Genomic DNA, 20,816 nt, shown 5'->3' with positions numbered 1-20,816 from the left:
GCGCGGACGCTCTGGCCGCGTCGCGTCCTCCAGGGCGAACGCCGCGGCCGAAACCTGCCAGCACGGTGCAGGCGCGGGCCGCTAGCTTCGGAACCCGTCCATCGTGCTCGGTCCGGATTCGCCGGGCCGGGCCGGGTCCGGACCGGGTGAGGCACGAAGGAGCGGTATGGCGAGTGGCGAGGTCCGCGGCGGCCAGGCCGGTATCGTCGTCCAGTTCGTCCTGCTGGCCCTGGCGTGGGGATCGAGCTTCTTCTTCATCAAGGTCGGCCTGGCAGAGCTCTCCCCCGCGCAGGTGGTGTGGGCGCGGATGGTGTTCGGGGCACTGACGCTCGCGCTGATCGTCCTCGTCACCCGGCGGCCGGTGCCGCGGGACCGAGTCCTCTGGGGTCATCTGACCGTGGTCGCCGTGCTGCTGTGCGTCGTGCCGTTCACCCTGTTCTCCTGGGCCGAACAGCACATCTCCTCCGGTCTCGCGAGCATCTTCAACGCCACCACGCCGCTGACCACGATGGGCTTCGCGGCGGCGGTGCTGAGCACCGAGCGGATCACCCGCGACCGGGGGACCGGGCTCGCGCTGGGCTTCGCCGGTGTGCTGCTCATCATCGGCCCGTGGGCGGCCGGCCTGCACGCGGACCTGCTCGCACAGCTCGCCTGCCTCGGCGCCACTGTCTGTTATGGACTCGCTTTCGTCTACCTGCGCAGGTTCGTCTCCAACCGGGGTGTGCCCGCGGTGACGATCGCGTTCATCCAGGTCGCCACCGGCGCGATCATCATGGTGCTGGCCACGCCGTTGCTGGCGGGCGCCGCGATCCGGCCGGGCCCGGCCGTGGTGCTGAGCATGATCGCGCTCGGCGCGGTCAGCACCGGATTCGCCTACATCTGGAACACCAACGTCGTGGGTGCCTGGGGCGCGGCGAACGGAGCCGCCGTGACCTATGTGACGCCGATCGTCGGGGTCGTGCTCGGCGTGCTCGTGCTCGACGAACCGCTCACGTGGAACCAGCCCGTCGGCGCGGTGCTGGTGATCCTGGGGATCCTGGCCGCGCACGGCAGGCTCAGCCGGCTGTCCCGGCGACGCGTCGACGTGGACCGGCATGTCTCTCGCCGTTTGCGGGATTCGTCTCCGAACCGGTGATCCGCGCGTAGGCTGTGCCACATGTGCCGCAACATCACGGTTCTTCGTGGCCTGGAGCCCTCGGCGACGGCGGAGGAGATCGAGGCAGCCGCCCGCCAGTACGTGCGCAAGGTCAGCGGGGTGCAGACCGTTTCCGAAGCGACAAGGGAGCCGTTCGAGCGTGCGGTAGCGGAGGTCGCCGCGACCACCACGCGGCTGCTCGCCGAGCTGCCCGCCCGGCGCCAGCCACCGCCAACCGTGCCGCCGTTGCGCAGGCCGGAGGTCCGCGCGCGGGAGACCGCCAAGCGCTGAGGCAACCACGCGCTGAGGCAACCACGCGCTGAGGCAACCGGTGCAGCGAGGCGTCGGTTGCTCACCCGCCGGCAGCTCCGGTACGCGCGCCCTGGGCGGCGGTTCGCCGGGCGACAGCTCCAGCACCGTGGTGCGACAGCTCCAGCCCCTTCACCGGCGAGCCCGGCCGCCGCCTGCCGTACGACGCTGCGGCCGAACCCGGCGCGCGACCCGGCCTCGGCAACGAATTCCCGCTCGCCGCGCGCCCGCTCGAGCGCCGGGCCGGGATGCCGTGTCCTCGGCGTCTACCACGGCGACGCACTCGCGCCCGGGCCCGCACAGGCCGGCACGCCCGGCGGAACCGTGCCCCGCGAAGCGCGGGCGCGGGCGCGGACCCGTACCCCGAAATGAATCGAATAAACCCGGTTCGGCCTCTTGACCTGCGTCTTGGCTGAGTCCCACACTGTGGTCATCGTCACAAGTTGCGTCTACGGCAACTGATGCGTATAGCGCAACAGCAGGGGAGGGTGGTCACTCACCCACAAATCCGCACGTTGTACCCGGGCCGAAAACGAGGTGGCCCTCATGACCAACGTCATCAACCCGCACCTGGAGCACCGCACGGCGCCGCGCCCGCAGGCCGGGATCGTCGACCAGCCGGCTGTCATGCTCTACACGAGGCTCCGCAAGTCGCCCTTCTTCTGGAAGTCCCGCGCGCACGGCGTGGCCTGCTACAGCGTCTACAACCACACGTATCACCCGCGCCACTACGGCGACCCGGTCGGCGAGTACTGGGCGCTGCTCGACGGCGTGACGCTGTGGGACGTCGGCGTCGAACGTCAGCTGGAGATCTCCGGGCCGGACGCGTTCGACTTCACCAACATGCTCGTCCCCCGCGATCTGACCAAATGCGACGTCGGGCAGTGCAAGTACGTGTTCGTCACCGCGCCCGACGGCGGCATCATCAACGACCCGATCCTGCTGCGGCTGGAGGAGAACCGCTTCTGGCTCTCGCTGGCCGACAGCGACGTCGGGCTGTGGTCGATGGGCCTCGCGCAGTCGGGCGGCTGGGACGTCACGATCCGCGAGGCCGACGTGGCCCCGCTGCAGATACAGGGTCCCAGGGCCAAGGAGGTGATGACCGAGCTCTTCGGCCCCGGCATCCTCGACGTGCCGTACTACCGGCTGCGCGACTTCACCGTCGACGGAATGGACGTCGTGGTCAGCCGCACCGGCTACTCCGGCGAGATCGGCTACGAGATCTACCTGCACCACGCCTCCCGGGACGCCGACCGGTTGTGGGACGCCGTATGGCAGGCAGGAGAACCGCAGGGCCTGAGGCCCATCGGACCGTGCCACATCCGGCGGATCGAGGCGGGCATGCTCGCCTACGGCTGCGACATCACGCTGAACACCAACCCGCTCGAGGTCGGCTACGACTACGGTTGGATGCTCGACCTTGAGCAGCAGGCGGACTTCATCGGCAAGGACGCACTCAGGCGGATCAGGGCCGAGGGTGTGTCCCGGCTGATGGTCGGCCTCGAGATCGACGGCGCGCCGCTGGGCAGCTACAACGACGGGTCGATGATCGAACCGTTCCCCGTGCACGGCTCCGCGGCCGGCCCCGCGGGCTCGGTGACGAGCGCGTGCTACTCGCCGCGGCTCGACCGCAACATCGGCCTCGCCATGCTGCCGATCGAGCTCACCGCGCCGGGCACGAGCGTCACCGTCGGCACGCCCGGCGGTACCCGCGGCGGTGTCGTCGTGGAGAAGCCGTTCATCGATCCCCGCAAGGAGAACCCGAAGCGCTAGGCCGCGCAGCAGGGGAAGGGGGTCGGACATGGAACAGCTCTTCACTCGCCGCTCCCGCGACCGGCGGGCGGCCGCACCGCTGCTGGCCCGGCCGCGGTACGAGGTGCTGCCGTTGCCTGCGGTGCTGGAGGAGACCGGGGCGCTGCCGGAACAGTCGGTGGTGACCGTCACGGCCTCGCCACGGCTGGGCGTCGGGGCGACTCTCGACATCTGCGAGAAGCTCGCCGCCCAGCGGCTGCACGCCGTTCCGCACCTGGCGGCGCGGCAGCTCAGGGACCTGGCCGAACTGTCCGATGTGCTCGGCCGCCTCGCCGGTGCCGGGATCGACGAGGTCTTCGTCATCGGCGGTGACGCCCGCGACCCCTCGGGTTCCTTCGCCGACGGGCTCTCCCTGTTGCGCGGTATGGCGGAACTCGGCCGCCTGCCCGCCCGCATCGGGGTGCCGTCGTATCCGGAGGGACATCCGGTGATCGGCGAAGCGGAACTGTGGTCGGCGCTGCGCGCCAAGCAGGACTATGCCGACTACACCGTCACCCAGCTGTGCTTCGACGCGGGCGCGGTGTGCCGGTTCGTCGCGGCCGCCCGCGGTTCCGGGATCACCCTGCCGGTCGTGGCAGGCGTTCCGGGCGTGGTGGACACCCGGGTGCTGCTGAAGGTGGGCCTGCGCATCGGGGTCGGTGACTCCATGCGCTTCCTGCGCGGGCACGGTTCGGCGGCAGGCAGGCTGCTGCGGCCGGGCGGCTACCGGCCGGGAGGGCTCGTCCGTGAGCTCGGCGCGCGGGCCGCGCAAGAGGGCTGCGATCTGGCAGGGCTGCATTTCTACACGTTCAACCGAGTCGGCAGGACCGCGCGGTGGGTCGACCAGACCCATCGGCGGGCAGCGTAGGGGAGGCAAACACATGCCCTCGGACCTCGAGATCTCCCGCAACACCGCACTGAAGCCGCCGGCCGAGGTGGCCGCCGATATGGGCATCGGCGAGCACCTGGTCGAACCCTACGGCCGGTCGGCGGCCAAGATCTCCCTCGACGCGGTCGGCGAGCTCGCCGACCGGCCGCGTGCCAAGTATGTCGTGGTCTCCTCGATCACCCCGACGCCGCTGGGGGAGGGCAAGACCACCACGACGGTCGGGCTCGGCCAGGCGTTCGGGCACATCGGGCGCCGTGCCGTGATCGCCATCCGCCAGTCGTCGATGGGCCCCACCTTCGGCATCAAGGGCGGCGCGGCAGGCGGCGGCTACTCCCAGGTGGTGCCGATGGAGCCGGTGAACCTGCACCTGACCGGTGACCTGCACGCGGTCACGTCGGCGCACAACCTGCTCGCCGCCATGATCGACAACCACCTGCACAAGGGCAACAACCTGGGTATCGACCCGTTCGAGATCACCTGGCGGCGGGTGGTGGACGTCAACGACCGGGACCTGCGGCAGATCGTCACCGGCCTCGGTGGCAGGCCCGACGGCATCCCCCGGCAGACCGGTTTCGACATCACCGCCGCCAGCGAGGTGATGGCGGTGCTGGCGCTGGCGAGCTCGCTGCCGGACCTGCGGGCCCGGCTCGGCCGGATCGTGTTCGGCTATGACCGCGACGGTGCACCGGTGACCGCCGAGCAGCTGCGTGCCGCGGGCGCGATGTGCGTGCAACTGCGGGAGGCGATCAAGCCCAACCTGATGCAGACCGCCGAGCAGACACCGGCACTGATCCACTGTGGACCTTTCGGCAACATCGCGCACGGCAACTCCTCGGTGATCGCCGACCTGATCGGCATCCACGGCGGCGACTATCTGGTCACCGAGGCCGGCTTCGGCGCCGACATGGGCGCGGAGCGGTTCTTCAACATCAAGTGCCGGGTCTCCGGCCTGGTCCCGGACGCCGCGGTGATCGTGGCAACCGTCCGTGCGCTCAAGGCGCACTCGGGCAGGTTCCGGGTGGTGGCGGGCAGGCCGCTGCCGGAGGAGATGCTCGCCGAGAGCCCGGACGACGTGCTTGCCGGGGCCGCGAACCTGCGCAGGCAGATCGCCAACATCCGGGCGCACGGTGTCAGCCCGGTCATCGCGGTGAACGCCTTCCCCACGGACTTCGAGAGCGAGAAGAAGGCCATCGTGGACATCGCGGCCGAGGAGGGCGTGCGCGCGGCCGTCACCGACCACGTCGCCCAGGGCGGCAAGGGCGCCGCCGAGCTGGCCGAGGCCGTCGCGGCCGCCTGCGCCGAACCCGGCCGGTTCGGCTTTCTCTACCCCGACGACCTGCCGCTGGCGGACAAGATCGACACGGTGGCGCGCCGGATGTACGGGGCGGACGGCATCGAGCTCAGCCCCGTGGCCCGCCGCCAGCTGGAGAGCTACGAGCGCTGCGGGTTCGGCTCGCTGCCGGTGTGCATCGCCAAGACCCACCTCTCGCTGTCGGCCGACCCGGCCCGCAAGGGCGCGCCGAGCGGCTGGCGGCTGCCGGTGCGCGAGGTGCGCGCCTCCGTCGGGGCGGGCTTCGTCTATCCGATCTGCGGTGACATGCGCACGATGCCGGGCCTGTCGTCGCAGCCCGCGGCCGAGCGCATCGACATCGACGAGTCCGGCCAGGTCGTGGGGCTGTCGTGAAGGAGGTATCGATGAACAGCGTTCCGAGCCGGGCCGGCGTCGTCGTGATCGGCGCCGGGATCGTCGGCAACTCCGTGAGCCACCACCTCGCCGAGGCTGGCTGGCGCGACATCGTGCTGCTGGACAAGGGCCCGCTGCCCGACCCGGGCGGGTCGACCGGGCACGCGTCCAACTTCATCTTCCCGGTCGATCACTCCAAGGAGATCACCGCGCTCACCCTGGACTCGATGCACCAGTACGAGAAGCTGGGCACGCTCGTCACCTGCGGTGGCATCGAGATCGCCCGCACGCCGGAACGGGCCGAGGAGCTCCGCAGGCGGATGGCCTCGGCCACGGCGTGGGGCGTCCCCTCGGAACTGATCGGCCCGGAGCGGGTGGCGCAACTGGTGCCGTTCGTCGATCCGGACATCATCGTGGCCGGATTCTGGACGCCGTCGGTGGCCGTGGTCGACCCGTTGCAGGCGGGAACCCTGATGCGCGAGCAGGCGGTCGCGCAGGGTGCCCTGACCGTGTCGGCCAACACGGAGATCACCGGCATCCGCACCGAGCAAGGCCGCGTGCGGGCGGTGTGCACCGACCGCGGCGACATCGAGACCGACACGGTGGTGATCGCGTGCGGGGTCTGGAGTCCCCGGATCGCCGCGATGGCGGGCGCCCGGATCCCGCTGATCCCCGTCGTGCACCAGATGATGGACGTGGGGCCGATCCCCGAGCTCGCCGCGACCGGTACCGAGATCGGCTACCCGATCATCCGGGACATGGACGCCCTGATGTACGAGCGGCAGAGCGGTGCGGACCTGGAGGTCGGCTCCTATGCCCACCGGCCGATCCTCCACGAGCCGGGGGAGATCCCGTCGATCGAGGCCGCCGCGCTGTCCCCGACGCAGCTGCCGTTCACCCAGGAGGACTTCGACCCGCAACTGGAGGACGCGCTCGAACTGTTCGGCCGGATCCTCGACACACCGGGCGCCGGGGTGCGGCACGCGATCAACGGCCTGCTCTCGCTGACCCCGGACGGCGCACCGGTCCTCGGCGAGTCGCCCGAGGTCGCCGGGCTGTGGTCCGCGGCGGCGGTGTGGATCAAGGAAGGCCCCGGGGTGGGACGGATGCTGGCCGAGTGGATGACCCACGGCACCGCGGAGATCGACCTGCACGGCGCCGACATCGCGCGCTTCTACCCGCACCAGCGCACCCGCGGGCACGTGCGGGCCCGCGCGGCGGAGGGCTTCAACAAGATCTACGGGATCGTGCATCCGCGCGAGCAGTGGACCTCCAGCCGGCCGCAGCGGTTGTCCCCGTTCCACGCAAGGGAGCGGGAGCTGGGCGCGGAGTTCTTCGAGGTGGGCGGCTGGGAACGGCCGCAGTGGTACGAGTCCAACCGGGCGCTGCTCGCCGAGTTCGGTGACCGGATCCCCGGCCGCCCGCACGAGTGGGACGCCCGGTGGTGGTCGCCCGTCATCAACGCCGAGCACCTGGCCATGCGCGAGCGGGCGGCCATGATCGACCTGTCGGCATTCGCCCAGTTCGAGGTGTCCGGGGCGGGCGCGCTGGACTACCTGCAGCGGCTGACGATGGCGCGGGTCGACCGCCCGGTCGGCAGGCTCGTCTACACCCCGGTGCTCACGCCGGACGGCGGCTTCCGCAGCGACCTGACCGTCGTCCGGCTGGGCGAGCGGGAGTTCCGGGTCATCACCGGCGGCGCCGACGGGGCCCGCGACGCGTTCTGGTTCAGCAGACACCTGCCCGCCGACGGCTCGGTTAGCTTCACCGACGTGACCTCGGCCGTGTGCACGCTCGGGCTGTGGGGTCCGCGCGCGCGGGACGTGCTGTCGGCGGTGACCGACGACGACGTGTCCGATGCCGCGTTCGGGTTCGGCACGGCGCGGTGGATCACCGTGGGCACCGTGCCGGTGCTCGCTCTGCGCGTGTCCTATGTGGGCGATCTGGGCTGGGAGCTGCACGCGCCGTTCGAGCAGGGCCTGCGGCTGTGGGACACGATCGCGGAGGCCGGCGAGCCGTTCGGGATCGTGCCGGCGGGCATCGGCGTGTACGGCGGCACCGGGCGGCTGGAGAAGGGCTACCGGCTGATGGGCGCCGAGCTGGGCTCCGAGTACAGCCCCGTCGAGGCCGATCTGGCGCTGCCCAAGGTCAAGGCGGCCGACTTCATCGGCAAGCAGGCGTACCTGGCCGCCCGTGAGTCCGGGCCCGCGGCGACGCTGTGCACGCTGACGGTCGACGACCACGCCGACGCCGCCGGGACCCCCCGCTACCCGCAGGGCGGCGAGCCGGTCCTGGCGCCGGACGGGGAGCGGCTCGTCGACCGCAAGGGCCGCGGCTCCTATGTCACCAGTGCGGGCTCGGCGCCGTCACTGGGTGCCTACCTCCTGATGGCCTACCTGCCCCCCGACTACGCGGTCGAGGGCACCGGGTTGTTCGTGGAGTACATGGCCGAGCGCTACCCGGTGACCGTGGCGCGGGTCGGCCGCAGGCCGCTGTTCGATCCCGACGACACCCGCATGAAGTAGCGGCAGGGAGGTGCGCGATGGAGATACTCGTCTGCGTCAAGCGGGTACCGGCACCCGGAGCCAAGGTGCCGCTGAGCGCCGACTCGCGCGAGATCGACACCCGCCACCTCGGGTTCACCATCGGCCCGCACGAGGAGTGCGCGGTGGAGGAGGCCGTGCGCCTGGTCGCCGGGCACGGCGGGCAGGTCACGGTGCTCGCGGTCGGCCCGCCGGAGGCCGAGGAGCAGCTTCGCTACGCGCTCGCGATGGGCGCCGACCGCGGTGTCCTGGTGGAGACCGGCCCGGCCGAGCTCGACCCGGAGGCCACCGCGGCGGCGATCGCGCAAGCCGTCCACACGGTCACCGACGGCGCGCCGCCGTTCGATCTCGTCCTGTTCGGCGACTCCTCCGCCGACGCGGGCCACTACCAGGTCGGCATCCGGGTGGCGGCCGAGCTGGGCCTGCCGATCGTCGGCGGGATCAAGGGCATCGAGGTCGGCGACGGGCTGCGGTTGCGGCGCGAGGTGCCCGACGGTGCCGAGCTGTACGAGCTGCCGTTGCCCGCCGCGGCGGCCGTGCGGGAAGGGCTCAACCTGCCCCGGTACCCGAACCTGCCGGGCAGGCTGCGGGCCAGGAAGGCTTCGCTGCGCACCATCGCCTTCGAGCCCCCGGTGGGCGGGTTGCGCAAGCTCCGGCTGCGGCAGCCGGCCGACGACCGCGCCGAGACCGTCCTGCTCGGCCAGGGTGCCGCGGCCGCGCCCGCGGTGGTCGACGTACTCGAAGAACTCGGGGTGGTGTGAAGCGATGCTGCTGACGCTGATCGACGGGCAGGAGCCCGCGCCAAACGTGCTCGCCCTCGCCCATTCGCTGGACCTGCCGGTGGAGGCGGTGCTGCACGTCACCAGCGACGGTGCTGACGCCGATGACGCAGACGACGTGGCCGGGCACCTCACGGACGAGCTGGCCAAGCAGGGCGTCGCGACGCTGCACCTGATCCGCCACGAGCTGCTGGCCGGTTACGCGCCGGAGGCCTTCGGCGAGGCGCTGGCGCAGCTGGTGGCGCACCTGCGTCCCGCCGCGGTGCTGGCGGCGGGCACCGACCGGGGCACCGAGATCATGGCGCACGCCGCCGCGCGGGCGCGGCTGCCGCTCGCCACGAACTGCGTCGCCGTCACCGGCGGTGATCCCTGGCTGCTCACCCGGGCGCGCGGTGGCGGGATGCTACTGGAGGAGGCCGAGCTGACCGCCCCGGTCAAGCTGGCCACCGTCGCGCAGGGGGCGGCCGCGCCGGCCGACGCGCAGGCGGTCGACAACTGTGCCGTGCGGGAGTTCGTGCCGGAGCTGCTGCCCGAGCTGGCGCGTACCAGGGTGGTCGAGCGCACCGCCGGGCGCGGCGGCATCACGCTGGCCACCGCGCCGGTGATCGTCTCGGGTGGCCGCGGCGTGGGCAGCGCGGAGGGCTACGCGGTGCTGGAGGAGCTCGCCGCGCTACTCGGCGGCGCGGTCGGCTGCTCGCGGGTGGCGACCAACAACGGGTGGCGCCCGCACAGCGACCAGGTCGGCCTGACCGGCACCAAGGTCGCCCCGGACCTCTACATCGCGTGCGGGATCAGCGGTGCCACCCAGCACTGGGTCGGCTGCACGGACTCGAAGGCGATCCTGGCCGTCAACACCGACCCCGAGGCGCCCATGGTGGCGCGCGCGACCTATGCCGTCATCGGTGACGTACACGAGGTGCTGCCCGCGGTGGTCGCCGAGATCCGGGCCCGGTCCTCGTGAGTGCGCACGCGCGTTAGAACTCGCGTGCGCACTCACGAGGCTGTGTAGAACGTGCCGGGGTGGGAACTCGCCGTTCATGAGTACGAACAGGGACGGTCACCGGCGCGGCGGACGTGCGCAGACCCCTGGCCAGATCCCACCGCGCGGCTGGTGGCAGGTTTTGCGCAGGGGCATGAAGGAGGCCAAGGCCGACAACGTGCCGATCCTGGCGGCCGGGGTCGCCTTCTTCGGCTTTCTCGCCCTCTTCCCGGCGATGATCGCGGCGCTCACCCTGTACGGGCTGGTCGCCGACCCGGACCAGATCGCCCGGCAGACGGAGCGGTTCGCGTCGGCGCTGCCGGAGTCCGCGCAGCCGTTGATCACCGATCAGCTCGCCGGGGCCGCGAACGCCGGTGGTACCGCGCTGACCGTCGGGCTCGCGGTCTCGCTGCTCGCCGCACTGTGGAGTGCGTCCGGGGGTGTCAGCAACCTGATGAAGGCGGTGAACCTCGCCTACGACGAGACGGAGGACCGCGGCTTCGTCAAGCTGCGGGCCACGGCGCTCGTGCTGACCCTGGCCGTGATCGTCTTCGCGCTGGTCACGCTCGCGCTCGTCGCGGTGGTCCCTGCCGTGCTCAATGCCCTGCAACTCGGGGTGGTCGGCAACGTGCTGGCGCAGGTGCTGCGCTGGGTGCTGCTGCTCGGGGTGTTCACTGTGGCGCTCGCGGTGGTCTACCGGGTCGCGCCGGACCGTAGCTCACCCAGCTGGCGCTGGGTGAGCCCCGGTGCCGTGCTGGCCACCCTGCTGTGGCTCGTGGCCAGCGCGGGTTTCAGCCTCTATGTCAACAACTTCGGCAGCTACAACGAGACCTACGGTGCGATCGCGGGCGTCGTGGTGCTCATGCTGTGGCTGTTCCTCACGAGCTACCTGGTCCTGCTCGGGGCCGAGATCAACGCGGAGTCCGAACGCCAGACCGCCCGCGACACCACGGCCGGGGGCACGCAGCCACCGGGCGAGCGGGGGGCGTACAGCGCGGACACCCAGGCCGAGGAGGCCAGGGAGACCCAGGAACCCGCGGGGGAGCGGACCGGGCGGCGCTGATGTACCGCCCGCGCGCTCCCGGGCCGCGGGTCAGGCGGCCCGCACCGGGGTGGTCTGCGCGGACGCGATCCGCCACGCGTCCTGTTCCCGGACCACCACGTAGCCGAGGCTGCCCCGGGTGGGCAGGCTCTCGCCCTGCTCCTCCTTCGCCGAGGTGTCCCGCTGGTCCGACACGTGCTTGACGCAGCTCACGATCGCGACCTCGGGGCCGACGAAGCGGATGTCCTCGATCTCGGTTCTCGTCAGCACCTTTGCCAGCGGGCTCGCCAGTGCCCGGCTCATGGCCTGTTCGATGGCGTCCCGCCCGAGCACCCGGACTCCCGCGATGTTCACGATGATCGCGTCGGCCGTGTGCAGCGCGACGAAGCGCCCCACGTCGTTCTGGTACCGCTCGGCGTCGGCGACGAGCCGGCGGATGGCTGTGACGTTCTCCTCATGAGTCATTCCGGGCCCCTCTCGTTCTGGAGACAAATAACGGAGTGAATCGCTCCGGTTGAAGACTATGCCGGAACGAACCGCTCCGCAAGTGCCGATAAGCTGCGGCCATGACGAACCGGGCACGCCGGGCGCCCCGGCAGGCCGAGGCCGAGCGCAACGACCGCGCGCTGCTCGACGCCGCGCGCGCGGTGCTCGCGGTGGACGGTGCACACGCGTCGGTGGCGGCGATCGCGGCCCGCGCGGGCGTCGGCATCGGCAGCCTGTATCGCCGGTACCGCACGAAGGAGGAGCTCTTCCAGCGCCTGTGCGAGATCGCGCTGGACGAGTACCTCCAGGCAGCCGAGGAGGGGCTCGCGCAGCTGGACCCGTGGGCCGGCCTCGCGCACTACGTGACCACGGCGATCGAGCTGGGGGCTGGCTCGCTGGCGCCGATCGCGGGCACGATCGAGGTGACCGAGGGCATGGCGGAGAAGAACCGGCGCTCCGACGAGGCCGTCGAGGCGCTCGTCGAACGGGCGCACGCGGCAGGGGTGCTGCGTCGCGACGTGACGGCGGTCGACATCGCCCTGCTCATCGAGCAGCTCGCCAAGTCGCCGCTGCTCGAACAGCTCGCGAGGCAGGGGCGGACGGACCTCACCGAGGCGGCCCGCAACGCTCGGGAGCGCATCAACGCCATCGCCCTCGACGGCCTGCGTGCCACGGCCGGGCGGCCGTTACCCGGTCACCCGCCGGGTTACGAACTCTTCTCGCAACGTTGGGCGCCACCCGCAGGCGGGTGAGCACCGGCCGGCTCAGCCGCCGCTCACCGACCGCAGCCCGCCGGGCCGCCTGCCGGTGAGCAGATCGAGCCCCGTGGAGGTGGGCGCGTCGGCCGGCAGGTAGACCACCAGCCGTTGCCGGCCGGGCCCGGCCAGGTCGAGAGTCTCGAACGTCAGCCGCAGGGCTCCGGCGACCGGATGTCCCAGCGCCAGATGCCCCGTGCGCCTGGCGCCGACCGGCCGCCGGCGCCAGCGGTGGGTGAACGCGTTCCCGGCGGCTTCGGCGAGCCGGGCGGCGAGGGTGTCGGCACCGGCGTCGCCGTGGCGCAGCTCGTGCAGTGTGGCCACCTGATCGTCGGCCACCTCCTCCCAGCCGGGATACGCGGCCGGGGCGCGCTCGTCGGTGAAGGTGAACGACAGCAGGTTGGGCCGCTCGGCGTCGAGGACACCCAGTGGCCGCGCCAGCCGGTCGTACCCGTCGTTCCAGGCCAGCAGATCGGTCAGGTGGTTCATGACGACCGCGGGGGCGGGCTCGAGTTGCCGCAGCACCGCGTACACGGTCGGGCGGACGTCGCGGGTGATGACCAGCGCATCCCGCGACTGCGCGCACAGCAACTCGGTGCCGTTGCTCACGGTGGCAAGCTCCTGCAGGTGGTTCAGCTCGTCGTCGCTGAGCCGCAGCACCTCGGCCAGCGCGGCGAGCACCTGGGTCGACGGGCGGGTGTCCCTGCCCTGTTCGAGCCTGGTCAGGTAGTCGACGCTGATCCCGGCGAGGGTGGCCAGCTCGGCGCGGCGCAGGCCGGGCGTCCGGCGCCGGGACCCCGCGGGCAGGCCCACGTCGGCGGGTTTCACCGCCTCCCGCCTGCTGCGCAGGAACGCGCCCAGCTCTCCCTCGATCACCTCGCCAGTGTCCCAGCGGCGGCGTCGTTCGTGGTAGCCCCGGCAGGGCCAGCCTCCGCGCGGCCTCCCCAGGACCGCCCCGGTGCCGCACGATCGGTGGCATGACGACAGCAACCAATGGACAGACCCAGCAACGGCCGCTGAACGTCGCGATCGTGGTGGGCAGCACCCGGCCGGGACGTCACGCCACCGCGGTCGCGCAGTGGGTGCACGGCCTCGCCGCCCGGCGCGGCGACGCGAGCTTCGAGATCGTGGACATCGCCGACTACGCGCTCCCGCACCTCGACGAACCGGTGCCTCCGCTCGCCGGTCAGTACACCCGGGCGCACACCTTCGCGTGGGCGGCGAAGGTCCGCTCGTTCGACGCCTACGTCTTCGTGGTCCCGGAGTACAACCACTCGGCACCGGGCGCGCTGAAGAACGCCATCGACTTCCTCTTCGCGGAGTGGAACGACAAGTCGGCGGGGTTCGTCACCTACGGCGCCGAGGGCGGCATGCGCGCCGCCGAGCACCTGCGGCTCGTCCTCGGCGAGCTCAAGGTCGCCGACGTGCGCTCACACGTCCCGCTGTTCCTCCCCACCGACTTCCGGGACTACACCGAGTTCACGCCGAGGGCCGACCGGGAGCCCGCCGTGGACACGATGCTCGATGAGCTGCTTGCCTGGGGCGGCGCCCTGCGCACGCTGCGCGAACGTGTCCCGGAACCGGTCGCCGCGGCCGAGGGCGGGCGCTGACCCGGAGCGGGCCGGCCGGAGACCGCGGCCGGTAACGGCCGGCTCGCTCCCACGAGAGGCGGATCCCATGCAGAGCACGTCCGCGGGCACGCCACGCAGCCCGGACCGCCGACCGCGAACTCGCCGAAACCGGCGCGCAAGATCGCCGTTCCCGACGTGTCGGGCATGGATCAGCAGGCGCAGGACACGATGCAGGCCGCGGGGCTGTTCAACCTGCGCGAGGTCGGCGGCTCGGGGCGCGGCCGCATGCTTGTCCTCGACCGGAGCTGGGTGCAGACCGGGCAGGATCCGCCTGCCGGTACCGAGGTCACCCCGGACACGGTCATCACGCTCACCGCCGTGAAGTACAGCGACTGACGGCGAACCCGAGCCACTCAACCCTGCTGCGCCGCTCCGGGCCCGCTCACCGGCAGGACCGGGTAGGCGACCTTGATCCCGGCCCGGTCCAGGCTCTCCTTGAGGTGTGCCCGGAGCGCGCGGCCGATCGCCCACTGTTCACCGGGCTGGGTCGTCACCATGACCCGCACCGTCACCGCGCCGTTGCCGATACCCACGACCCCGCGATGTCCGGCCGCTTGATGATCTTGGGCGCGACCTCCGGGTCGTCGGCGAACTCGTCGATGCTGTGCTGGATGACCTGCTTGGCGTTGGCGACGTCGACGGAGTAGTCCAGCGGCAGTTCGACGACGGCGTTGGCCCAGTCCTGGTTCATGTCGCAGACGCGCTGGATCTCGCCGTTGCGCACGTGCCACAGGCCGCCGTTGAGGTCCCGGATCTTGGTGATGCGCAGGGTTACCGCCTCGACGGTGCCGACCGCGTCGCCGGCGTCGATGACGTCACCGACGCCGTACTGGTCCTCGGTCATCATGAACAGTCCGGAGAGGAAATCCTGCACCACGCTCTGCGCGCCGAACCCGATGGCGAGGCCGACGACGCCCGCGCTCGCCAGGATGGGCCCGATGTTGATCCCGACCTGGCTGAGGATCGTGACGAAGGCGATTCCGAAGACGACCAACGTCGCCACGCTCTTCAGCACCGAGGCGATCGTCTGCGCCCGCTGCCGCTGCCGCTGCCGCTGCCGTTCGGCTCGTGCGGTGCCTGCGGACTTCACGATGCGGCTCGGCCTGGCCTTGGTGAGCCGTTCCCGCGAGCTGACCATGCGCCTGGCCAGCTGGTCGATGACCCGTCCCAGGATCGCGCGCAGCAGCAGCGCGACCACGATGATGATCACGATGTTGAGCACACCCGAGATGAGGGCGCTGGAGTTGTCGTCGAACCACTCGGTGATCGGGTCGGCCTGTGCGATCAGGTGCCTCGAACCCGCTCGTGCGGCCGGACCGGCAACGGGCGTCGGCACACGCACTCCCTCCGTCTCGGCTTTCCGACTGGTATCTCGACGGCGGCATGCCGGCCGGCGCGAGCCGCACCCAGGGGGCCAGGTCAGGCTCGCCGGTGAGCAGAAGTGGCTGGTCAGCCGCGGTTCTCCGGCCGCCGTGCCCGCTGTGAGCGTGCACGCGCGAGGTCCACCACGTTGTCGGCGGCGTGCCGCCGGGGCCCGGGCCCGGACAGCGAATCGTCCAATTCGTCCGGTGGGAGTCCCAGCGCCTGGCGGACCCGCCGCCGCCCCACGAGCACCTGGTTCGCATAGGACAGCGACCCGTGGTCCCGCTCGGCCAGCTCCTGCTCGCTCAACCGGGCGACCGCCAGGTCGAACCAGGTCAGCGCGTCGTGCTGCTCACCGCGTTCCTCCAGCAACTCGGCCGCCGAGTGGTAGGGCGCCGCCGACGACGGCTCCTCCCGGCGAAGCGCGTCGAGCTGCGCTCGGCCGTCCTCGACCTGGTCGACGTCGAACAGCGCCTCGGCCAGTGCCACGCGCGCGTGGCCGCCTTCCTCGCCGCCCATCGCGATCACCCGGCCGAGGACCTCGACGGCGCGGTCGTGCTCCCCGGCCTGGCGCCACAGCTCCGCGGCCTCCAGCAACAGCTCCCCGCGTTGTTCCGGGTTCTCGTCGGCGTCCGCCTCCATCGCCCGCGCGGACTCCACCGCCCTGCCTGCCTCCTTGCCCACGCCTGGAAACGTACCGTGCGCTACGGTCCTTCACCGGTCGGAAACGGGGGATCGATTGAGCGATATCGGCACCGGTGCCACCGCGCGCGCGTCCGAGGCCGGGCGGCCGCGACTGGCCGCCATGATCGTCTGCGGCCTGGCGCTGGCCGGTGTCGCGGCGCTGGGAATGGTGCGGCTGGCCGGATTGGACGCCGGAACGTTTCTCGCGGTACCGGTCGCCGGGCTGCCGTTTGCGGCGGTGGGCACGGTGGTGCTCCTGTGCGTTTCGCTCGGGCTGCGCTCGCGTGCGCTCGCGCTCGCCGCGGCGGTGTTGCTCGTGGCGCAGTTCGCGTGGCTCGTGCCCCGGTTCGTGCCGGACGCCACGGACGTGCCTGCCGATGCGCCGAGGCTGCGGGTGGGCACCAGCAACGCCTTCGTCGGCCGGGTGGATGCCCGGGCGCTGGTCGAGTTCGCCCGCTCGCAGCGACTCGACGTGCTTGCGGTGCAGGAGCTGACGCACGGTGGCGTGCGCGCGCTCGACGAGGCGGGGATGGCGGAGCTGATGCCGTACCGGGAGCTGCACCCGGAGGTCGACTCGTCGATCTACGCGCGACGTCCGCTGTCCGGTGGCGGCCTGCTCGACCGGCCCACCACCTGGCCGCAGGCGGTCGCGGAGATCGCCGTCGGCGGCCGGGCGGTCCGCGTGGTGGCGGTGCACACCTACTACCCGGCGGGCGACCCGGACCGCTGGGAGCGCGACCTGGCCGCGCTGCGGGCCGAGGCGGGCCGCGACGTGATCCTCCTCGGCGACTTCAACGCCACCCTCGACCATGCGCCGCTGCGCGACCTGCTCGACGCCGGACTGACCGACAGCCATGCCGAGCTCGGCCGGGGCTGGGCACCGACCTGGCCGGCGGGCAGGGATATCGTGCCGCCGCTCATCCAGCTCGACCACGTGCTGCACGGTGCCGGGCTGGCGGCGGTGTCGGCGAGCGAGCACGCGCTGCCGGGCACCGATCATCACGCCGTCGTCGCCGAGCTGGCACTGCTCGACCACCCGCGNTGGCCGGCGGGCAGGGATATCGTGCCGCCGCTCATCCAGCTCGACCACGTGCTGCACGGTGCCGGGCTGGCGGCGGTGTCGGCGAGCGAGCACGCGCTGCCGGGCACCGATCATCACGCCGTCGTCGCCGAGCTGGCACTGCTCGACCACCCGCGCCCCTCGTGAGTGCGCACGCGAGTTCTAACTCGCGTGCGCACTCACGAGGCGGTGGTGCGGCTTCGTGGTCGTGCCCGGCCACTACTCGTTCGTGACGTTTGTCTCCCTCCGGTCCGGGTACCTGGACGACTGCGGCGCGAGTTGAGGAGGCGATGGGGCCATGCGCGAGCCGGCGTCCGGGAACGGTGGCGTACCTGATCAACAAGGCGGCCGAGCGCGCCCGGCGAGGCACCGCGGCGGAGACTTCTGCCATCCGCGTGGCCTGCTCGATGCCTGCCTGCTCCTGCTGATGCGGGAGCACCCGGCCCACGGCTACGAACTGAGGACCAGGCTCGCCCGTTTCGGGTTCGCCTCGCAGGCCCCGGGGTCGGTCTACCGGGCGCTGCACCGGCTGGACGAGGACGGGCTGGCACAGGCCAGCTGGCAGTCGTCGGACTGCACCGGCCCCGGCCGGCGGGTCTACGCGATCACCGCCGACGGGGAGGAGGTGCTCGAGGAGACCTGCGCCGCGGTCACCGACCTGGTGCAGACACTCGACACGTTCCTCACCGAGTACCGCCGCGCCGACCCGGTCGCGCGGAACGTGAGCGGTGGCCAGCGCGTGAGTGCGTGAGCACTTACCGGCATCCCGCGAGCTTCCTAGTGTCATGGCCGGTGTCGCAGTTCCCGGAGCCACCGTCTCACTGCCGAGCGAAGCACAGGTGGCGGAGTGGGAGGTTCAAGGGTGAGCAGCGCGGCGAGGACGTCTCCCGGTGGCGGGAACGGGGCCGACCCCGAGTTCGACCGGGTGCGGCCGGTCGCCGACGCGGTGCTCTACGAGGGCTACCTGCTCTACCCGTACCGCAAGTCCTCGCCCAAGAACCGGGTGCGGTGGCAGTTCGGCATCCTCGCCCCGCGGGCCTGGGCCGAGCGGGACGGCCCCGTCGCCACGGGCGTGGCCGGTTCCGTCGAATCCTGGCGGCAGCAGACCGAATGCCTGTTCGAGGCGGCGCCCGACGCGGAGGACGCGACGGTGCGGCTCCGCGTCCGGTTCCTGCAACTGCAGGCGAAGAACGTCGAGCGGCACGCGGGCGGCGGACGGTACGTGCCGGTGGAGTCCCTCGACGTCGACGGCACCCCCCACCTGTCCTTCGACGAGGCGGTGCCGCGGGAGTCGGACATCGCCGTCGGCCTCGCCGACCTCCTCGACACCGACCGGACGTTCCCGGTGGGCGTGCCGGGAGGCGAGGAGGTGGAGCCGCTCGGTGACCACGGCCGGGTGGTCCGGCGGCGCTGGCCCGTCCCGGCGAGCACCACACTGCGCGTGGAAAGGCTCGACACGCCGTTCCCGGCGTACCGGCTACGGGTCCGCACGGAGAACACCGGGTCGGTGATCGGCCCGGACGTGTCGCGCGACGAGGCGCTGCGCCATTCGCTCATCGCCGCGCACACGTTGCTCGGCGGGCACGGGCTGAGGTTCCTCTCCCTGACCGAGCCGCCCGGGTGGGCGGCACCGCACGCAGGAGCCTGCCACAACATCCACACCTACCCGGTGCTGGCCGGGGACCCCGGTACCCAGCACCTCATGCTGTCGTCGCCGATCCTGCTCCACGACCATCCGCAGATCGCCCCGGAGAGCCCCGGAGATCTGCACGACGCCGCGGAGATCGACGAGATCCTGTCGCTGCGGACGCTCACGCTCACCGAGGACGAGAAGCGGGAGGCACGGGCCACCGATCCGCGCGCGGCGGAGATCCTCGACCGGGTCCACGACATGCCGGAGGAGGTCATGGCGCGGCTGCACGGCGCGGTCCGCTCACTGCGCCCGCATCGTCCTGACGGCCCCGTTTCCACGTCGGACAGAACTACCGAAGGAGGGGTCTGATGGCCCTGATGGACGCCATCGAGCTCCTGAAGCACGACCACCGCATGGTCGAGCAGCTTTTCCGCGACTACGAGGCGGCCGCGACCGCCGAGCAACGGCGGGGCGTCGTCGAGATCACCGTCCGCGAGCTGTCCAAACACGCCGCGCTGGAAGAGCTGATGGTCTACCCGCTCGCCAAGAAGGTCCTACCCGACGAGGCGCGGGAGATCGACGAGCATCTCGCCGAGCACCTGAGCGTCAAGAAGACCCTCGCCGAGCTCGACAGGCTCTCCGCGGGTGACGAGCGCGCCGACGAGCTGATGGCCGAGCTCCAGCGCGAGATCGAGGAGCACGTGCAGGAAGAAGAGGGCGAGATGATGCCCAAGCTGCGCGACGCGCTCGACCAGCAGGCCCTCGACGAGCTGGGTGAAGAGATCGACCGGGCCAAGAAGACGGCGCCGACGCGGCCACATCCGCACGCACCCGACGAGCCGCCGGCGCTGACGCTGGCCGGGCCCGTCGCTGCCGTCTACGACCGTCTCCGCGACCGACTGCAGGGGAGGCCCCGGACATGAGGAGCGGTAAGGAGCCGAGACAATGACGATCGAGAGCGGAACGCGCACGTGGAAGCAGGAGACCAGCGCGGCCGGGGAACGGCGCGGCTTCGACGAGATCGACATACTGTGGATCTCCGAGGGCATGAGCTGCGACGGCGACACGGTGTCGATGACGGCATCCGGTCAGCCGGCCATCGAGGATGTGGTGCTGGGGCTCATCCCGGGGCTGCCGAAGGTCAACCTGCACAACAAGGTGCTCTCCCCGAGTGAGGGCGGCGAGGGATTCCTCCGGCCGTTCCGGGCGGCCGCCCGCGGCGAGCTGAAGCCGTTCATCCTCGTGATCGAGGGGTCGATCCCGAACCAGAACATCATCGAGGGCGAGGGCTACTGGACGTCGTTCGGCAACGACCCGGAGACCGGTGAGCCGCTCACGCTGAACTGGTGGCTCGACCACCTCGCGCCCAAGGCCTGGGCCGTGGTCGCGGCGGGCACCTGCGCGACCTACGGCGGGATCCACGCGATGGCGGGCAATCCCACCGGAAGCATGGGGCTCGCCGACTACCTGGGCTGGGACTTCAAGTCCGAGGGCGCGCTGCCGATCGTCAACGTGCCCGGCTGTCCCATCCAGCCGGAGAACTTCATGGAGACCCTGACGTGGGTGCTCTACCACGCGGCCGGGGCGGCACCACCGCCGCCGCTCGACGAGAAGCTGCGCCCGCAGTGGCTCTTCGGCAAGACCGTTCACGAGGGTTGCGACCGCGCCGCCTACTACGAGCAGGCGGACTACGCGAAGGACTACAACTCGCCGAAGTGCCAGGTGAAGGTGGGCTGCTGGGGTCCGATCGTCAACTGCAACGTGCCCAAGCGCGGCTGGATGTCGGGCGTGGGCGGCTGCCCGAACGTCGGCGGCATCTGCATCGCCTGCACCATGCCGGGTTTTCCGGACATGTTCATGCCGTTCATGGACGAGCCGACGGGCGCGGCCCTGTCCTCGATCCTCAACAAGCCTTACGGGGCGTTCATCCGGCGGATGCGCGCGATCAGCAACCTCCCGGCGAACCAGGAACCGAAGTGGCATCACAACGGGCCCGTGCTGACCAGTGGCTACGACCCGCGCTGGCGCCCCTGACCGGAAACCAGCGAGAGCCC

The 20,816-nt window shown here is 71.6% G+C and carries 22 protein-coding genes; 17 read left to right on the top strand and 5 right to left on the bottom strand.

The features are described 5' to 3' along the window. The first annotated feature begins 166 nt into the window (after positions 1–166). From JAP66_RS13275 to JAP66_RS13235, 9 genes are all read left to right on the top strand, one after another. Positions 167–1,135, top strand: coding sequence for a DMT family transporter (locus JAP66_RS13275; RefSeq protein ID WP_199431980.1), 969 nt, complete (start codon positions 167–169; stop codon positions 1,133–1,135). Positions 1,136–1,156: 21 nt separating this feature from the next. Next, positions 1,157–1,426 (top strand): DUF2277 domain-containing protein, encoded by a 270-nt coding sequence (locus tag JAP66_RS13270; RefSeq protein WP_199431979.1) that lies wholly within the window; start codon positions 1,157–1,159, stop codon positions 1,424–1,426. A 564-nt stretch (positions 1,427–1,990) separates the two neighbouring features. After that, positions 1,991–3,217 carry a glycine cleavage T C-terminal barrel domain-containing protein gene (locus tag JAP66_RS13265; protein WP_199431978.1) on the top strand — a complete coding sequence of 409 codons (1,227 nt, stop codon included), beginning with the start codon at positions 1,991–1,993 and terminating at the stop codon, positions 3,215–3,217. Between the two features lie 28 nt (positions 3,218–3,245). Further along, positions 3,246–4,103 (top strand): methylenetetrahydrofolate reductase, encoded by an 858-nt coding sequence (locus tag JAP66_RS13260; protein WP_199431977.1) that lies wholly within the window; start codon positions 3,246–3,248, stop codon positions 4,101–4,103. A gap of 13 nt (positions 4,104–4,116) precedes the next feature. Then, positions 4,117–5,808 (top strand): formate--tetrahydrofolate ligase, encoded by a 1,692-nt coding sequence (locus tag JAP66_RS13255; RefSeq protein WP_199431976.1) that lies wholly within the window; start codon positions 4,117–4,119, stop codon positions 5,806–5,808. A gap of 11 nt (positions 5,809–5,819) precedes the next feature. After that, a complete protein-coding gene (locus tag JAP66_RS13250; RefSeq protein ID WP_199431975.1) occupies positions 5,820–8,333 on the top strand; it encodes a GcvT family protein in 2,514 nt (837 codons plus the stop codon). Positions 8,334–8,350: 17 nt separating this feature from the next. Next, positions 8,351–9,112, top strand: coding sequence for an electron transfer flavoprotein subunit beta/FixA family protein (locus JAP66_RS13245; RefSeq protein WP_199431974.1), 762 nt, complete (start codon positions 8,351–8,353; stop codon positions 9,110–9,112). 4 nt (positions 9,113–9,116) lie between these two features. Beyond that, positions 9,117–10,091 (top strand): electron transfer flavoprotein subunit alpha/FixB family protein, encoded by a 975-nt coding sequence (locus JAP66_RS13240; protein WP_199431973.1) that lies wholly within the window; start codon positions 9,117–9,119, stop codon positions 10,089–10,091. Positions 10,092–10,167: 76 nt separating this feature from the next. Further along, positions 10,168–11,172 carry a YihY/virulence factor BrkB family protein gene (locus JAP66_RS13235; RefSeq protein ID WP_199431972.1) on the top strand — a complete coding sequence of 335 codons (1,005 nt, stop codon included), beginning with the start codon at positions 10,168–10,170 and terminating at the stop codon, positions 11,170–11,172. A gap of 30 nt (positions 11,173–11,202) precedes the next feature. Here the strand turns inward: JAP66_RS13235 and JAP66_RS13230 are convergent, their stop codons facing one another. Beyond that, positions 11,203–11,616, bottom strand: a complete 414-nt coding sequence (locus tag JAP66_RS13230) for an SgcJ/EcaC family oxidoreductase (protein WP_199431971.1) — start codon at positions 11,614–11,616, stop codon at positions 11,203–11,205. A 101-nt stretch (positions 11,617–11,717) separates the two neighbouring features. Here JAP66_RS13230 and JAP66_RS13225 point away from each other — a divergent pair, with 101 nt between their 5' ends. After that, positions 11,718–12,389, top strand: coding sequence for a TetR/AcrR family transcriptional regulator (locus JAP66_RS13225; RefSeq protein WP_199431970.1), 672 nt, complete (start codon positions 11,718–11,720; stop codon positions 12,387–12,389). A 12-nt stretch (positions 12,390–12,401) separates the two neighbouring features. On the opposite strand, the gene JAP66_RS13220 is transcribed toward JAP66_RS13225, so the two are convergent. Then, positions 12,402–13,268, bottom strand: a complete 867-nt coding sequence (locus tag JAP66_RS13220; protein WP_199431969.1) for a helix-turn-helix transcriptional regulator — start codon at positions 13,266–13,268, stop codon at positions 12,402–12,404. 101 nt (positions 13,269–13,369) lie between these two features. On the opposite strand from JAP66_RS13220, the gene JAP66_RS13215 reads away from it, so the two are divergent. Then, positions 13,370–14,002 carry an NADPH-dependent FMN reductase gene (locus tag JAP66_RS13215; protein WP_199431968.1) on the top strand — a complete coding sequence of 211 codons (633 nt, stop codon included), beginning with the start codon at positions 13,370–13,372 and terminating at the stop codon, positions 14,000–14,002. A gap of 165 nt (positions 14,003–14,167) precedes the next feature. Further along, entirely contained in the window at positions 14,168–14,359 is a 192-nt protein-coding gene (locus tag JAP66_RS13210; protein WP_199431967.1) for a PASTA domain-containing protein, read from the top strand. Between the two features lie 17 nt (positions 14,360–14,376). Here JAP66_RS13210 and JAP66_RS13205 read toward each other — a convergent pair whose 3' ends face one another. From JAP66_RS13205 to JAP66_RS13195, 3 genes are all read right to left on the bottom strand, one after another. Further along, entirely contained in the window at positions 14,377–14,520 is a 144-nt protein-coding gene (locus JAP66_RS13205) for a mechanosensitive ion channel family protein (RefSeq protein ID WP_199431966.1), read from the bottom strand. A gap of 11 nt (positions 14,521–14,531) precedes the next feature. Further along, positions 14,532–15,359, bottom strand: coding sequence for a mechanosensitive ion channel family protein (locus JAP66_RS13200; RefSeq protein WP_199431965.1), 828 nt, complete (start codon positions 15,357–15,359; stop codon positions 14,532–14,534). A gap of 113 nt (positions 15,360–15,472) precedes the next feature. Next, complete coding sequence (locus JAP66_RS13195; RefSeq protein WP_199431964.1) at positions 15,473–16,069, bottom strand: tetratricopeptide repeat protein; 597 nt, start codon at positions 16,067–16,069, stop codon at positions 15,473–15,475. A gap of 121 nt (positions 16,070–16,190) precedes the next feature. Between JAP66_RS13195 and JAP66_RS13190 the strand changes: the two genes are divergently transcribed. The 5 genes from JAP66_RS13190 to JAP66_RS13170 all read left to right on the top strand — a co-directional run bounded on the left by JAP66_RS13190 (position 16,191) and on the right by JAP66_RS13170 (position 20,796). After that, a complete protein-coding gene (locus JAP66_RS13190) occupies positions 16,191–17,276 on the top strand; it encodes an endonuclease/exonuclease/phosphatase family protein (RefSeq protein ID WP_443706208.1) in 1,086 nt (361 codons plus the stop codon). Between the two features lie 151 nt (positions 17,277–17,427). Beyond that, on the top strand, positions 17,428–17,880 hold the full coding sequence (locus JAP66_RS13185; protein WP_199431962.1) for a PadR family transcriptional regulator: 453 nt from the start codon (positions 17,428–17,430) through the stop codon (positions 17,878–17,880). Positions 17,881–17,991: 111 nt separating this feature from the next. Further along, positions 17,992–19,131, top strand: coding sequence for a hypothetical protein (locus JAP66_RS13180; RefSeq protein WP_199431961.1), 1,140 nt, complete (start codon positions 17,992–17,994; stop codon positions 19,129–19,131). Continuing rightward, a complete protein-coding gene (locus JAP66_RS13175) occupies positions 19,131–19,685 on the top strand; it encodes a hemerythrin domain-containing protein (protein WP_199431960.1) in 555 nt (184 codons plus the stop codon). Before JAP66_RS13180 ends, JAP66_RS13175 begins: the two co-directional genes overlap by 1 nt. Positions 19,686–19,809: 124 nt before the next feature. Beyond that, the gene (locus JAP66_RS13170) at positions 19,810–20,796 is read left to right on the top strand and encodes an NADH-quinone oxidoreductase subunit B family protein (RefSeq protein ID WP_235998990.1); all 987 of its coding nucleotides are present in this window, start codon (positions 19,810–19,812) and stop codon (positions 20,794–20,796) included. Positions 20,797–20,816: the final 20 nt, after the last annotated feature.

The organism is Qaidamihabitans albus, assembly GCF_016464705.1.
In the GTDB taxonomy this organism is placed as follows: domain Bacteria; phylum Actinomycetota; class Actinomycetes; order Mycobacteriales; family Pseudonocardiaceae; genus Qaidamihabitans; species Qaidamihabitans albus.
Note: the sequence above shows the minus strand (reverse complement) of the source record. Positions and strands in the feature narration are given on the sequence as shown.

What these genes read in the sequence shown, in the direction of transcription:
- JAP66_RS13275 (WP_199431980.1), top strand. Translation starts at nt 167, where the DNA reads ATGGCGAGTGGCGAGGTCCGCGGCGGCCAGGCCGGTATCGTCGTCCAG.
- JAP66_RS13270 (WP_199431979.1), top strand. Translation starts at nt 1,157, where the DNA reads ATGTGCCGCAACATCACGGTTCTTCGTGGCCTGGAGCCCTCGGCGACG.
- JAP66_RS13265 (WP_199431978.1), top strand. Translation starts at nt 1,991, where the DNA reads ATGACCAACGTCATCAACCCGCACCTGGAGCACCGCACGGCGCCGCGC.
- JAP66_RS13260 (WP_199431977.1), top strand. Translation starts at nt 3,246, where the DNA reads ATGGAACAGCTCTTCACTCGCCGCTCCCGCGACCGGCGGGCGGCCGCA.
- JAP66_RS13255 (WP_199431976.1), top strand. Translation starts at nt 4,117, where the DNA reads ATGCCCTCGGACCTCGAGATCTCCCGCAACACCGCACTGAAGCCGCCG.
- JAP66_RS13250 (WP_199431975.1), top strand. Translation starts at nt 5,820, where the DNA reads ATGAACAGCGTTCCGAGCCGGGCCGGCGTCGTCGTGATCGGCGCCGGG.
- JAP66_RS13245 (WP_199431974.1), top strand. Translation starts at nt 8,351, where the DNA reads ATGGAGATACTCGTCTGCGTCAAGCGGGTACCGGCACCCGGAGCCAAG.
- JAP66_RS13240 (WP_199431973.1), top strand. Translation starts at nt 9,117, where the DNA reads ATGCTGCTGACGCTGATCGACGGGCAGGAGCCCGCGCCAAACGTGCTC.
- JAP66_RS13235 (WP_199431972.1), top strand. Translation starts at nt 10,168, where the DNA reads ATGAGTACGAACAGGGACGGTCACCGGCGCGGCGGACGTGCGCAGACC.
- JAP66_RS13230 (WP_199431971.1), bottom strand. Translation starts at nt 11,616, where the DNA reads ATGACTCATGAGGAGAACGTCACAGCCATCCGCCGGCTCGTCGCCGAC.
- JAP66_RS13225 (WP_199431970.1), top strand. Translation starts at nt 11,718, where the DNA reads ATGACGAACCGGGCACGCCGGGCGCCCCGGCAGGCCGAGGCCGAGCGC.
- JAP66_RS13215 (WP_199431968.1), top strand. Translation starts at nt 13,370, where the DNA reads ATGACGACAGCAACCAATGGACAGACCCAGCAACGGCCGCTGAACGTC.
- JAP66_RS13210 (WP_199431967.1), top strand. Translation starts at nt 14,168, where the DNA reads ATGGATCAGCAGGCGCAGGACACGATGCAGGCCGCGGGGCTGTTCAAC.
- JAP66_RS13205 (WP_199431966.1), bottom strand. Translation starts at nt 14,520, where the DNA reads ATGGTGACGACCCAGCCCGGTGAACAGTGGGCGATCGGCCGCGCGCTC.
- JAP66_RS13185 (WP_199431962.1), top strand. Translation starts at nt 17,428, where the DNA reads ATGCGCGAGCCGGCGTCCGGGAACGGTGGCGTACCTGATCAACAAGGC.
- JAP66_RS13175 (WP_199431960.1), top strand. Translation starts at nt 19,131, where the DNA reads ATGGCCCTGATGGACGCCATCGAGCTCCTGAAGCACGACCACCGCATG.
- JAP66_RS13170 (WP_235998990.1), top strand. Translation starts at nt 19,810, where the DNA reads ATGAGCTGCGACGGCGACACGGTGTCGATGACGGCATCCGGTCAGCCG.